The sequence below is a fragment of the Polyangium jinanense genome, from assembly GCF_028435265.1.
Taxonomy (GTDB): Bacteria; Myxococcota_A; Polyangia; order Polyangiales; family Polyangiaceae; genus Polyangium; species Polyangium jinanense.
In genome coordinates, this window is sequence record NZ_JAGTJK010000025.1 from 62,323 (window position 1) to 74,554 (window position 12,232).

General features: G+C 69.9%; 10 protein-coding genes and 1 riboswitch. Of the genes, 4 read left to right on the forward strand and 6 right to left on the reverse strand.

All coding sequences use genetic code 11. The features are described 5' to 3' along the window. Window positions 1-2: 2 nt before the first annotated feature. Window positions 3-4,214, reverse strand: coding sequence for a serine/threonine-protein kinase (locus KEG38_RS33825; protein ID WP_272424298.1), 4,212 nt, complete (start codon window positions 4,212-4,214; stop codon window positions 3-5). A gap of 87 nt (window positions 4,215-4,301) precedes the next feature. Continuing rightward, window positions 4,302-4,886, reverse strand: a complete 585-nt coding sequence (locus KEG38_RS33830; RefSeq protein ID WP_272424300.1) for an HPF/RaiA family ribosome-associated protein — start codon at window positions 4,884-4,886, stop codon at window positions 4,302-4,304. A gap of 212 nt (window positions 4,887-5,098) precedes the next feature. Between KEG38_RS33830 and udk the strand changes: the two genes are divergently transcribed. From udk to sugE, 3 genes are all read left to right on the forward strand, one after another. Further along, the gene (udk, locus tag KEG38_RS33835) at window positions 5,099-5,716 is read left to right on the forward strand and encodes a uridine kinase (protein WP_272424301.1); all 618 of its coding nucleotides are present in this window, start codon (window positions 5,099-5,101) and stop codon (window positions 5,714-5,716) included. A 55-nt stretch (window positions 5,717-5,771) separates the two neighbouring features. Continuing rightward, the gene (locus KEG38_RS33840) at window positions 5,772-7,016 is read left to right on the forward strand and encodes an ATP-grasp domain-containing protein (protein WP_272424303.1); all 1,245 of its coding nucleotides are present in this window, start codon (window positions 5,772-5,774) and stop codon (window positions 7,014-7,016) included. Between the two features lie 34 nt (window positions 7,017-7,050). Continuing rightward, window positions 7,051-7,115: riboswitch (guanidine-III (ykkC-III) riboswitch) on the forward strand. A gap of 21 nt (window positions 7,116-7,136) precedes the next feature. Further along, window positions 7,137-7,451, forward strand: a complete 315-nt coding sequence (gene sugE / locus KEG38_RS33845) for a quaternary ammonium compound efflux SMR transporter SugE (protein WP_272424304.1) — start codon at window positions 7,137-7,139, stop codon at window positions 7,449-7,451. Between the two features lie 22 nt (window positions 7,452-7,473). Here the strand turns inward: sugE and KEG38_RS33850 are convergent, their stop codons facing one another. After that, window positions 7,474-8,160, reverse strand: a complete 687-nt coding sequence (locus KEG38_RS33850) for a TetR/AcrR family transcriptional regulator (protein ID WP_272424305.1) — start codon at window positions 8,158-8,160, stop codon at window positions 7,474-7,476. Between the two features lie 97 nt (window positions 8,161-8,257). On the opposite strand from KEG38_RS33850, the gene KEG38_RS33855 reads away from it, so the two are divergent. Beyond that, entirely contained in the window at window positions 8,258-9,232 is a 975-nt protein-coding gene (locus KEG38_RS33855; RefSeq protein ID WP_272424306.1) for an NAD(P)-dependent alcohol dehydrogenase, read from the forward strand. Between the two features lie 6 nt (window positions 9,233-9,238). On the opposite strand, the gene KEG38_RS33860 is transcribed toward KEG38_RS33855, so the two are convergent. Genes KEG38_RS33860 through KEG38_RS33870 form a run of 3 tightly spaced genes read right to left on the reverse strand, consistent with a single transcriptional unit; the run spans window position 9,239 to window position 12,224 of the window. Beyond that, on the reverse strand, window positions 9,239-11,131 hold the full coding sequence (locus KEG38_RS33860; RefSeq protein ID WP_272424307.1) for a DUF2169 family type VI secretion system accessory protein: 1,893 nt from the start codon (window positions 11,129-11,131) through the stop codon (window positions 9,239-9,241). A 19-nt stretch (window positions 11,132-11,150) separates the two neighbouring features. Beyond that, entirely contained in the window at window positions 11,151-11,552 is a 402-nt protein-coding gene (locus KEG38_RS33865) for a DUF4150 domain-containing protein (RefSeq protein ID WP_272424309.1), read from the reverse strand. Window positions 11,553-11,564: 12 nt separating this feature from the next. Next, on the reverse strand, window positions 11,565-12,224 hold the full coding sequence (locus KEG38_RS33870; protein ID WP_272424311.1) for a DUF3540 domain-containing protein: 660 nt from the start codon (window positions 12,222-12,224) through the stop codon (window positions 11,565-11,567). Between the last annotated feature and the right edge of the window lie 8 nt (window positions 12,225-12,232).

Here is a 12,232-nt window from a genome sequence, read left to right on the forward strand (position 1 = left end):
CCTTAGCCCCTCTCCACGAGCGCCGCCACCCGCTGCCTGAGCGACGCATCCGCCGACGGCCCGAGATACGACGTGGTGTCGGCCGCGAGCGCCGCGATCCGATCCGACCGTCCCCGCGCCCGGAGCAGCCCCGCGAGCCGCTCCACCACGTCGATCCACGGATCCCCGCCCATCGGCCGCGCCAACCGCTCGGCCTCCTCCGCGTGCTCCAGCGCCTCGGGCCCGCGGCCTGTTTTCTCCGCGAGGTCCGCGAGGAGGAGCCGACACTTCACGGCGCGCCCCGACAAACCAAGCTCGGTGCACAACGTGAGCGCGCGGAGCGCTTGCACCTCGGCCTCCAGGAGCTCGCCTTTTTCGCGCAGGTGATGCGCCAGGTGAAACCCCGAGTGCGCCTGCGCCAGCACGTTGCCCTCGCGCACCGCGAGCGCGTGCACCGCCTTCTGATCCTCGATCGCCTCGTCGAGCCGACCCATCGCGGCAAACGTCATCGCCCGACCGCTGCGCGCCGCGACCTGGCCCCACACGGCCGCGAGCGGATCGCCCTCCAAGGCGAGCTCTTCGCCGGCGCGGATCGCCGCCTCGAACACCTCGATCGCCGCGTCGTACCGCCGCACGTCGCGCAGCAAATTGCCGAGGTCGTGGCCAGCCCGCACGACCGCGGGCAGGTTGTCCGAGCCGCGGAGCGTCTCCCAGCCCTTCTCGGCGAGCGCGAGGCCCTCCTCGATTTTGCCCTGGCTGCGGAGCTGAAAGCCACGCGTGCAGAGCGCCTGCGCCGCGTCGAAGGGCCTCCCCGCGCGCCGGAAGAGCTCCTCGGCTCGTTCGAGCTGCGAGACCGCCTCGGGCCAGCGCGCGCGCTGGTGCGCGGTCTCGGCGCAGAGAAGGTGACAGCGCGCGCGCACCGTGAGCGCCTCCTCGCGCGTGTCGTCGCTGAGAAGCGCGAGGCTTTGCTCGACGCGCTCGCTCGCCTCGTCGAAGCGGCCGAGCCAGAAGAGCGCGATGCCGAGGTCGAAGAGCGCGCGGGCCGCCGCGAGCGGGTCGTCGTCCCGCAATCGGCTGCGCAAGGTCTCCGCGGTCATGAGCGCCTCGACCGCGTCGACGAACGCGCCGAGGGCGACGGCGCGGCGGCCCGTGAGGCGCGCATACTGCACGATGCGCTCGATCTCGTCGGTCTGGCTGTAGTGATGGAAGAGCGCGGGCAGGTGCGGCGCGAGCTTGCCGGCGTGCAGGCGCTCGATGGACGCGGCGGCGAGATGGTGCAGTACGCGCTTGTTGTCCATGAGCACCGTGCCGTAGATGGCGTCCCGCGCGAGCACCTGCCGGAAGGCGAACGTCTCCTCGCCGCGCTCCTTGCGGTGCGAGAGGATACCCCGGCGGACGAGCTCGTGAAGATGCCGTTGCGAGGTCCGCTCGTCGCCGAGCGCAGATGCAACGGCGTCAAAAAGATCCGCGCTGAACTCCACGCCGAGGATGCTCGCGTATTGCAGCGTGGTGCGGAGCTCCGGCTCCAGCCGATCGAGGCGCACGAGGAGCATGCCGACGAGCGAAGAGGGCACCGTGAAGCGCCGGAGGGACGCGGCGTCGGCCGTGACCATGCCCTGCTCGCGCAAGGACAGCGAGAGCTCCTCGGCGAAGAGAGGGTTGCCCGCGGCCCGCTCGACGAGCAGGCGCACGACATCCGCCGAGGGCTCCTCCCCCGCGAGGTGGACGGAGATCTCGCGGATCTCGTCGTCCGTGAGGGGCGCGAGCGGGACACGCGTGACCGCGACGTGCTCGGGAAGCGTGGCGATCTCGCCGTCGCGGCTCGTGACGAGGAAGACGACGGGGAGCGTGGAGCGGTAGCCGCCGAGGACGCGGCCGAGGAGGTCGAGGCTCGTCGCGTCGGCGCGGTGCATGTCGTCGAGGACGCAGAGGACGGGCCTTCCGGGCCGAAGCGCGCTCGCCCTCCGCGCGAGGGCTTCGAGCAGAAGGGTGAGCGTCTGCTGCACGCGGCTCTGGAAGCCGTCGGGCCCGTACTGGTCGACGAGGTCGTGCCCGCCGAGGCCGAGGAGGAAGTCGACGACGGGCGCCTTGGCGATGAGCTCGCTGCGGCGGGCATCCTCGAGCGCGGCGGCGAGGGCGCCGATCTCGGTCGTCGTCTGCAGCGCGTCGATCATGGTCGCGCCGGGCGGGAAAAAGACGCGGCGGAGGAAGGCGACCCAGGCGCCGTACGGCGCGGCGGAGGCCGGGTGCGCCCGGACGACCAGGGTACAGCGCGCGTCGTCGACCTCGACGCGCCGCAAGAGCTCGTGCACGAGGCGCGACTTGCCGACGCCGGGCCCGCCCGTGACGAGCCCGAGGTGCAAGCCGCCGCGCGCGCGCGCCTCGGCGAGCAGGCCTTCGAGCGTGGAGAGCTCGGCGTCGCGGCCGACGAAGGAGCGATCCTCGGGGGCACCGGCGCGGCTCTTGCGCGGGCCCTCGGCCTCGGAGGGTCCAAGGATCTCGTAGGCCTCGCTCGGGCGCGCGCGGCCCTTCATCGAGATGGGCCCGAAGTGCCGCTCCGTGAACCTGCCGCCGAGCAGGTCGAGCGTCTCGCGGCTGACCACGACGGCGTTGAGCGGCGCCGAGCGCTGGAGCATCTCGGCGAGGTTGATGCTCTCGCCCGTGAGCATGGCGTCGCCGCCGCGCGTGACGAACCCCGTGTGGACGCCGATGCGCATGGAGAGCGCGCAGCCGATCTCGGCGAGGGTCGCGTTGATCTCGTGGCGGTGATCGAGCGCGGCGAACGCGGCGGCGACGGCGCGCTCGGCGTCGTCCTCGTTCGACGCGTGATACCCGAAAACGGCCATCAAGGACTCGCCCGGCGGCCTGTCGACACGCGCGCCGGCCGTCTCGAAGGCGCGGCCGATGACCTCGGAGATCTGCGTGGCGATCTGCTCGATGTCCTCGGCGCCGAGCGTGCTCTCGCATGGCTCGTCGAGCGCGAGGCCGACCATGGCGATCGTGAGGTGCCTGCGTTCGCCCTTGCGCAGGCTCGGCCGCGGGACGTCGGCCCCGGCGCGCGCGCGGCCGAGCCCGGCGAGCTTCGACTGGATGCCCGCGAGCTTGGGCACGGGCGGCGGCGGCGGGATCGAGACCGTCTTGCCGCGGGTGATCGCGACCGTGGCCTCGTTCTCGAGGCTCGCGCGGCGCGTGGGCACGCTCGATCGTTGCGCGGCGCGGCGCAGGTCGTAGAGCACGGCGCGATCCGCGGCGAAGGGCTCGAGGGCGCGGGCGAAGGCCGCCGCGTCGGGGAACCGTTCGATCGGCTCGATGCGGATGGCGCGCATGACGGCGTCGGCGAGGCCGGGCGGGACGTTCGGCGCGGCGGCGGCGAGGGGGCGCGGGGGCTGCCTCTCGGCGAGCGCCGTGAGGTAGCCGATGAGGCTCGCGCCGGGCCACGGGCGCACGCCGGCGACGAGCTCGTAGAGCACGACACCCGCGGCGAAGACGTCGGTCCACGGCCCGATCGCGCCGTGATCGCGGACCTGCTCGATCGCCATGTAAAACGGCGACCCCACGAGCTCGCCGGGCCGCGTGTTCGGATCGTCGACGAAGTGGGCGACGCCGAAATCGAGCAGCTTCGGGATCTCGCCGAGCACCTCGCTCCGCGCCAGGAAGATGTTGCGCGGCGTGATGTCGCGGTGGATGACGCCGAGCTTGTGGACCTTGTGCAGGACGTCGAGGACCTCGAAGACGATGCGCGTCGCGTACGCCGGCGCGAGCGGCCCATCCGTGAGCCGCTGCTGGAGATCCTCGCCTTCGAGGTACTCCATCACCATGTACTGCGTGTTGTCGTCGAGCCGGTCGATGTCGAAGATCTGCGGCAGGCGATCGTCGCGGATGCGGCTCGCGGCGAGCGCCTCGTTGCGGAAGCGCTCGGCCATCGCGGCCTTGCCGGCCATCTCGGGGCGGACGGTCTTGATGACGACGCGCGAGCCGAGCACGGGGTGCGCGGCCTCGTAGATGATGCCCATCCCGCCCGTGCTCATCACGCGGACGATGGGGAACTTGCCGATGCGCACGCCCTTCTCGAAGGCGCGCAGCGCGGGCCCGACCCCGTCAGGCAGGGGACCGGGCAGCGTCGAGCCCGCGCGCGGCCCTCCTGAAAAGCCGCCGGCCAGCGTGTCGTGATCACGTATGGGGAAGCGCCCCGAAGGGTCCGCCACGCCGTCCTCCGCCAAGACCAGGATCGCCACGCCGGGCGACTGCCCGGGCCGCGCGTCCGCAGCGGGCGTTCGTACCTAGTTTGCCGGGGCTCCGCAAGGGGCGGCGGGTTCGATGTCCTAGGCGGCGCGGTGTCCGTGTCCGCCCTTGCCGACGATCGCGACGGTGCTCGCCTGCGGGCCCTTCTCGCCGAGCTCCTCCTCGTAGCGGACCTCGGTGCCCACGGCGAGCCGCGAGAAGCCGTTGTTGAGCACGCTGTTCTTGTGGAAGTACACGTCGTACCCGTCCTCGGCCTCCAGGAAGCCGTAGCCGCTGTCCGGGAAGATCCGCGCCACCCTTCCGTGCGGTGGCCCGACGCGCGTCTTCACCTCACCCCGCTGCTTCTTCACGTACTCCTGGAGGAGCCGGCGCGCGCCGTCGAACGCCTCGTGCACCGCGACGTACACGTCCTCGTACGCGCGCTGGTGCGGCTCCTCGGCAGACTCGCCGCCGACCACGAGCTCCTCGCCGGGCACGGTCATGTCGATGCGCACCCGGTAGACGTTGCCCTGGTGACGCCGGCGGGACTCTGGCTCGATCGCCACGCGGCACCCCATGATCCCACCGTAAACTTCGTCGAGCTTCTCGGCCTTCTCGCGCACCTCGCGCGCCACGGACTCCGACGATGGCATGTCGCGGAACGTGATCTGGAGCGGTAACTTCATGGAACCTCCATGGCGCCAGTCCGTCGGGCCGCCTCGGGCGCCCGCCGGCCATCGACCCTTCTCCCCCTCACATTCGGCTCCGTCCGCGCTGCGGCAAGACCCGGCGCGCCCGTCAGGGTGTGGCACGGCTTGCTTCTTCGCTCCATGGTCGACCGGACCGCCGAATCGAAGTATGGTGCCGCCGGGACGAACGAGCTCTGATGCGACCGCTCATGATAGGAGTTGCCGGCGGCAGCGGCTCCGGCAAGACGACCGTGGCCCGCCGTATCGCCGAGGCGCTGCCTCCCGCCGGCGTGACCATCCTCGAGCACGACGCGTATTACCGCGACCGTGACGACATCTCCTACGAGGAGCGCTGCGGGCTGAACTTCGATCACCCGGAGTCTCTGGAGACCGAGCTTTTGGTCGAGCACCTCGCCGCCCTCCGACGAGGCGAGGCCATCGACGTTCCCCGGTACGACTTCAAGACGCACCGCCGCGCGCCCGATTCGCGCCGGGTCGCGCCGACGCCCGTGGTGATCGTCGAGGGCATCCTGGTGTTCGTCGAGGCGAAGCTCCGCGAGCAGCTCGACATCAAGATCTACGTCGACACCGACGCCGACATCCGCGCCTTCCGCCGGATCCGCCGCGACATCGAGCACCGCGGCCGGACGTTCGAGTCGATCCGGGAGCAGTACTACCGGACCGTGCGGCCGATGCACCTCATGTTCGTCGAACCCTCGAAACGCTGGGCCGACGTGATCATCCCCGAGGGGGGTGACAACAAGATTGGCATCGATCTCGTGATCGCACTCATCCGCCAGATGCGCGGAGCCGAGATGGCCGGCTGAGTTTGGCGCGACGGCCGGGTGACATCCTGCCCCGAGTTGGGGTAATGGACGCGCCGTGATCAACACCGACCACGATCCGACGAGGCCCGCCTCCCTGCCCCCGCCGCCGACCACGATCCTCTGCGTGTCGAGCTACTTCAAGGGCAACGACTTCCTGAAGCAGGCGCGGCGCGAGGGTTGTCGGGTCATCCTGCTCACGCTCGAGTCCTTGCTCGGCAAACCCTGGGCGCGCGAGGACATCGACGAGATCTTCGGCATGCCGACCTTGAACGATCGGCGCGCCGTGGTGAACGCCGTCAGTTACCTCGCCCGTACGCGCGAGATCGAGCGCGTCGCGCCGCTCGACGACTACGACGTGGAGCTCGCCGCGCACCTGCGCGAGCACCTGCGCATCCCCGGCATGGGCGAGACGACGGCGCGGTATTTCCGCGACAAGCTCGCGATGCGCGCCCGCGCCAAGGATCGCAGCATCCCGGTGCCGGACTTCGTTCACGTGCTGAACGACGAGCGCGTGCGTCGCTTCTTGCGCACGGTGCCGGCGCCGTGGCTGCTCAAGCCCCGCTCCGAGGCCGCGTCGCTCGGCATCAAGAAGCTCGACCGCGAGGAGGACGCTCTGCGCGTCATCGAAGAGCTCGGCGACGATCGTTCGCGTTACTTGCTCGAGCGGATGATCCCGGGCGAGTTCTTCCACGTCGACTCGATTGTCTCCGAGAAGCGCATCGTGTTCGCCGAGGCGCACCAGTACCGGACGTCGCTCTTCGAGGTCGTGAACCAGGGCGGCCCCTCGGCGACGCAGACGATCGATCGGTCGAGCGACCTCTGGCGCGAGATCATCGATATGAACGAGCGGGTGATCGAGCACATGGGCCTCGTGCGGGGCGTGACGCACATCGAGTACGTGCGCTCGGCCGAGGACGGCCGGATCTACTTCATCGAGGCGGCGGCGCGCGTCGGCGGCAGCCACACGGCGGACGTGGTGGAGGCGGCGACGGGGATCAACCTGTGGCGCGAATGGGCGAAGGTCGAAATCGCGCAAGGCGAACGCCCGTACGTTCTCCCGCCGCGGCGGTACGACTACGGCGGCCTCGTGCTCTCGCTGTCGCGGCAGGAGCATCCGGACATGTCGGCGTACACGGATCCGGAGATCGTCTGGCGCACGCCGGAGAAGCCGCACCACGCGGGTCTCATCGTTCGCGCTGACAACCCGGCCCGCGTGCGCGAGCTCGTCGAGGATTATGCCGTGCGGTTCGTCGGTGATTTCACGGCCGTCCTGCCGCCGCCGACCCAGGCGACGGCTTGACCTTGCCTTTTCCCCTCCCCGCCCCTAGGTTCTCTCCCGCCGGCTGACAGCCGGCCCGGACGAGACGCGCCGTACCCGGTCAGGCAAAGACGACGCACCCCGAAGGAAGGAGTGCGTGTCATGGCGTGGGTATCCCTCATCGTCGCAGGGCTGCTCGAGGTCTGCTGGGCCATCGGATTGAAGTACACGAACGGGTTCACCCGCCCGCTCCCGAGCGTGCTGACGATCGCGGCGATCGTGGCGAGCATGTATTTGCTCGCGTTCGCGACGAAGTCTCTGCCGATCGGGACGGCCTACGCGGTGTGGGTGGGCGTCGGCGCGCTGGGCACGGCCATCGCTGGCATCGTGCTGTTCGGGGAGTCGGCGGCGCCGGCGCGGGTCGTCTTTCTCGCGCTTTTGCTCGCCTCGATCGTCGGCTTGAAGGCGAACGCGTGAGCGTGGACCGCCGCCGGGTGTGTCACGACGAACTGCATCGTTGCCGGAGCCGCTCCAGACCGTCGAGGAGCAGCTCGAGCCCGAACTGGAAGTCGTGCACGCCGCGGTGGGCGCCGTCGATGACGAGCTCCGTCAGCGCGCGCATGTAGGGGTATTCGTCGGCGGGGAGCCGCGGGAGGAACATCTTCGCCGCGCTCGCATACTCCGAGGGGTCGAGCGGGAAGTTGAGCTCCTGCATCGTGAACCCGTAGATGTGGCTGTCGATCGCGTTCCACGCGCGATCGGCCATCTCGTAGGAAAAACCCGCTTCCCGCAGGCAGCCGAGCGTCGCATTGATGTAGCGGAGCATCGCCGGCCCCACGTTGACGCGTGATCCGACCAGCATCGGAGCCCACGGGTGGCGCAAGAACACCTCGTGGGCCGAGGTCGCGCGCTTGCGCATGGCCGTCTTCCAGTCGGCGCCGCCGATCGCGGGCACTTCGATCTCGGCCACGACGAGGTCCACGATGCCGTCGAGCAGGTCGTCCTTGCTCGCGACGTGGTTGTAGAGCGACATCGCCTCGACCCCGAGCTCCTGCGCGAGCCTGCGCATGGAGAGTGACGCGAGGCCCTCCTCGTCAGCGACACGGATCGCGGTGCGCAGGATGCGCTCCCGCGTCAGGGGGTCGCGTCGGGGCGCGCGCCGTTCGGGATTTTTGGCTTTGGCCATCTCGTTTCGCGCTGCCACCTTGACATACTTACGGTGTAAGTACAAGCTGTACTTACACCGTAAGTTCGACACGCCACTCCCGACCAGGAGACGGACCATGCACGCGCTCGTTCAACCCGAATACGGCTCGCCCGATGTCTTGCGGCTCGAGGAGGTCGAGACGCCGACCATCGGCGACGACGACGTCCTCGTCCGCGTGCATGCCGCATCGGTGTGCAAGGGCGACGTGCACCTGCTCACGGGCAAACCCTACCTCGTGCGCCTGGGCTTCGGCCTGCGGCGGCCCAATCGCCGCATTGCAGGGCAAAACGTGGCCGGCACGGTCGAGGCCGTCGGACGCAACGTCACCACGACGAAGCCGGGCGACGAAGTCTACGGCCAAGTGACCAGCGGGTTCGCCGAATACGTCCGCGCGCGCGAAAGCGAGCTCGCGCCGAAGTCGACGAGGCTCACGTTCGAGCAGGCGGCCGCGATGCCCGACTCGGGCATGACGGCATTGCAGGCGCTACGCGACGCGGGGCGGCTGCAGGCGGGACAGCGGGTCCTCATCAATGGTGCGTCGGGCGGCGTCGGATCGTTCGCGGTTCCGATCGCCAAGGCCATGGGAGCCGAGGTGACGGCCGTGTGCAGCACGCGGCACGTCGACAAGGTGCGGTCGATCGGCGCCGACGAGGTCGTCGATTACACGAAAGAGGATTTTACGAAACAAACCGGGCGCTTCGACGTGATGCTCGACCTCGTGGGAAACCGCTCGCCTTCAGCGTGCAAGCGGGTGCTGAAGCCGACGGGCACGTACGTGTCGTGCGCGGGTTCGCCGGGCGGGCAGTGGATCGGGCCGGTCGTCTGGATCATGAAGGTGATGCTCACGGGCATGTTCGCGAGCCAGAAGATGGCGCCGTTCCTCACCAAGCCGCGGCGTGAGGATCTGATTGCATTGAACGATCTGGTGGAAGCCGGAGCGCTTTTGCCGGTGATCGAGCGGGCGTACACGTTCCGCGAGGCCGCCGAGGCGGTGCGTCACGTGGCCGAGGGGCATGCGCAGGGAAAAACCGTGATCGTCGTCCGACAGTGAAGGAGGTCAGGCTTGCTTCTTCGCGCGAAATGCCTCGAGCGCTTGGACGGCCCCGCCGGCCGCGTGTGTGCCTCCGGCGGCGTTCTTCGCCCATGAACGCAGAATGGGCATCAGCGCCGGCCGCTGAATCCGAAGCTCGTCCAGCACGGCGTTCGCTTGTCCTCGCACGAGGGAGGCCATGATCCGCGCAACCTCCTCGGCCGTGATGGGCCCCCGAAACCCCTCTACCGCGGCGACGTACGCGCGGTCGTATTTGGTTCGCTCTTCATGCACCCCGCGGGACGCTTCATCCGCGAGCTCGCGCGAAAAACGTCGCTCGATCGCCGCGTACGTCCGCTCCGAAAGTTCATTTCGCCGCAAAATATCGGCACGCGAATCGCGTTGCTCCGCGATTTCAGCCGAGAGCGCGGCAAAATGCTCGATCGTGAAGGTCGCCGGATCGAGCTCGGGCAGAGGCTCGGGCGCGACCTCGACGGGCGCGGGCGGCGCGGCGATTTCGGGTGGCGCGGCGATTTCGGGCGGCGCGGCGGCGCGGACCGTCGCGAGGGGCCCGATCATCGGCGGAGCCGCCGGCAGGCCCGGCGAGACCATGTCCGGCGGCGAGGGGCGCGAAGCGGGCGGCGGATCAAAATGCAGCGCCGGCGCCGGCGGCACGGACGACGGGGGCCGCGAGGGCGGCGGCGCCGGCGGCGGCGCGGGCAATACGCCCCCCAGGACGGCGAGCGGGGCTTTTACGAAGGGCAACGCCGCCCCCGGATCGACCCGCGGAGGCTCGCCCGACAGGCTCGTGGTTTCCTCGACCGAGAGGGCATCCGCGAAATCACCCGGCGCGAATGGCAACGCGGGGGACACCGCCGCCTGCTGGCTCGAGCGCCAGTCGAGCTGCACGGTCCCGGGCGCGCCGTGGCCCGAGAGCTGCCGATCGCTCTCCTCGGTCGTCACCACGACACACCCGTCTTCATTCGACGACGACAGCGGCACCGTGCCCCGCCAGGTGAGCGAGCAGATGCCCCGGTTCGTGTCGATGAAGAGTGTATCGCACCGGAAACGCAGATCCGCGAGCGCCCCGCTCTTCTGCACGAGCGCGCGCGGCGTGATGAGCCGCAGGCGCGTCGAGAGCTGCGGCGTATGCGGGTGGAGGTTCGTCAGCGTGATCCGCTCGTCCCCCCGGAGCTCCGCGACCCGCTGATCGAGCGGCGCCGCATTGAAGAACGACGCGTCGATCCCGGCCGGCAACGGTCCCTCCCCCAGGCGGTGCGGATCCCAGCCCCCCGCATGCCGCGGGAGTTTGTCGCTGCGCTCCGGCCACGTCGGCGCGATCGGCCCGAAGCCGACCGGCGGAATCACGTCCGAAGGCCTCGTCAGGCGGAATCCCGGCGGCACGAGGTTCGGCACGCGCCTCTGGTGCCTCGGGTCGGGCGGCGCATTCGCCTGCACGCCGACCGGGTTCGTCGTCCCCGGCCCGCCCGCGGCCCGCTCCCATCGAAGCGCGATCCGGCCCGCCGGAGGCTCCTCGAGCAGCCGCCCGTCTGTGGTCCACGCGCGCTCGCCATGCACCTCGATCGTCTTGTCGAGCACGTCGGAGACCACGAGCCGCGCGAAAAAAGGCCCACTTTGCGCGGTGTGATGCGCGTAGGCGTGGCCGACGAGCAGGATGTCCACGCCCCGCTTGAATGGGACGAGGTCGCTCGCCCCGCTCAGGCTTCGTCGCTCGTCGTCGTCCCAGTACTCGTCGCGCTCGTTCGGATCGTCCTGCTCCTCGGCGAGGACCGACAGCTCGGGCGCGAGGGCGAAGGTCGCCTTGCAGACGACCGTGAGCGCATACGCGCCCTCCCGCGGCTGCCAGACGATGGAGCCGACACGAAGGGGACACGCCGAGACGACTTCCATCGAGGCCATGACGGAAACGCCGCGCGCCTCAGGGCGCCAGGAGCAGGACGCGCACCTGGCTCGGGACGATGCGCATCCCAGGCGCGTTCGTGCTGTTGTGGATGTTCACGCTCGTCAGGCGCGTGCCCGGCAGGCCGCCCACGAGCACGGAAAACGCGGCCGTGAGGCTGCGCGTCGGGCCCATCACGGTCCCGGACGCCACGCCCGTCGCGATGCCCGGATTGTCTCCCAGGCTGATCGGGATCATCGTCGCCAGGTTGTGCGCGGGCGTGCCGCCATAAAGCACGACCGGGACAAACGGGATCCCGAGCGGGCCGATGGAGAGGTTCGGATACGGGATCGGGATCGGCGCGGGCGCGGGCGGCACGGGGGTCAGGCACACGTCGGGGAAGCCCAGGTTCAGCCCGCCCATCTGCGAATTTGCGAACATGGTCCGAGCCTCCTAACCGAGCTGGATCTGCTTGCCGTCGACCTTGATGAGCTCCTCGGCGTGCACGACCGCGTGCTCGGCGCGCATGGCGAGCGTCGTCTCGGCGGCGTAGTCGACCTTGTTCGCCTTGAGCTGGTCGATGTCCTCGACGGTGCGGAACGAGCGTTTTACGCGCTCGGAGACGCGCTCGAAGATCGACTCCCGCGTGGTGCCCACGGTCTTGATCGCCTCGATCTCGGCCTTGAGGCGATCGCCGAGGTAGGCGAGCTTCTGCACGAAGAGCTTGCCCTCGAGCGCGCTCACCGAAAGCGCCCGGCCGACGAGGCTGATCTCGTCGCCCGACGCGACGCTCACGCCCTTGGCTGCACGCAGGCCGAGTTTGCCGGAGCCTGTGACGAGGTCGAGATCCCCTTCGACCTCGATTTTCGTTGCCGCCTTCGTCTCGCCCTCGGGTCCTTCGAGCACGGCGAGCACGAAGCACCGCCCTCCGGGGCCGAAGGAGCAGAGCACCACGTCGCCCGGAGCGGGCGCGACGAGACAGCTCTTCGCGCGCCGGGCCGCGCAATCGAAATCGCCCACGCGGACCGTGACGACCCCGTCTTTCACGTCGACGACCGTCCCCTCGTCGATCGTCGTGAGCTCGCGATTCAACTTCCGTGCGGCGCTGTGCATGGCGTCTC

What these genes read in the sequence shown, in the direction of transcription:
- KEG38_RS33830 (WP_272424300.1), bottom strand. Translation starts at nt 4,886, where the DNA reads ATGAAGTTACCGCTCCAGATCACGTTCCGCGACATGCCATCGTCGGAG.
- udk (WP_272424301.1), top strand. Translation starts at nt 5,099, where the DNA reads ATGATAGGAGTTGCCGGCGGCAGCGGCTCCGGCAAGACGACCGTGGCC.
- sugE (WP_272424304.1), top strand. Translation starts at nt 7,137, where the DNA reads ATGGCGTGGGTATCCCTCATCGTCGCAGGGCTGCTCGAGGTCTGCTGG.
- KEG38_RS33850 (WP_272424305.1), bottom strand. Translation starts at nt 8,160, where the DNA reads ATGGCCAAAGCCAAAAATCCCGAACGGCGCGCGCCCCGACGCGACCCC.
- KEG38_RS33855 (WP_272424306.1), top strand. Translation starts at nt 8,258, where the DNA reads ATGCACGCGCTCGTTCAACCCGAATACGGCTCGCCCGATGTCTTGCGG.
- KEG38_RS33860 (WP_272424307.1), bottom strand. Translation starts at nt 11,131, where the DNA reads ATGGCCTCGATGGAAGTCGTCTCGGCGTGTCCCCTTCGTGTCGGCTCC.
- KEG38_RS33865 (WP_272424309.1), bottom strand. Translation starts at nt 11,552, where the DNA reads ATGTTCGCAAATTCGCAGATGGGCGGGCTGAACCTGGGCTTCCCCGAC.
- KEG38_RS33870 (WP_272424311.1), bottom strand. Translation starts at nt 12,224, where the DNA reads ATGCACAGCGCCGCACGGAAGTTGAATCGCGAGCTCACGACGATCGAC.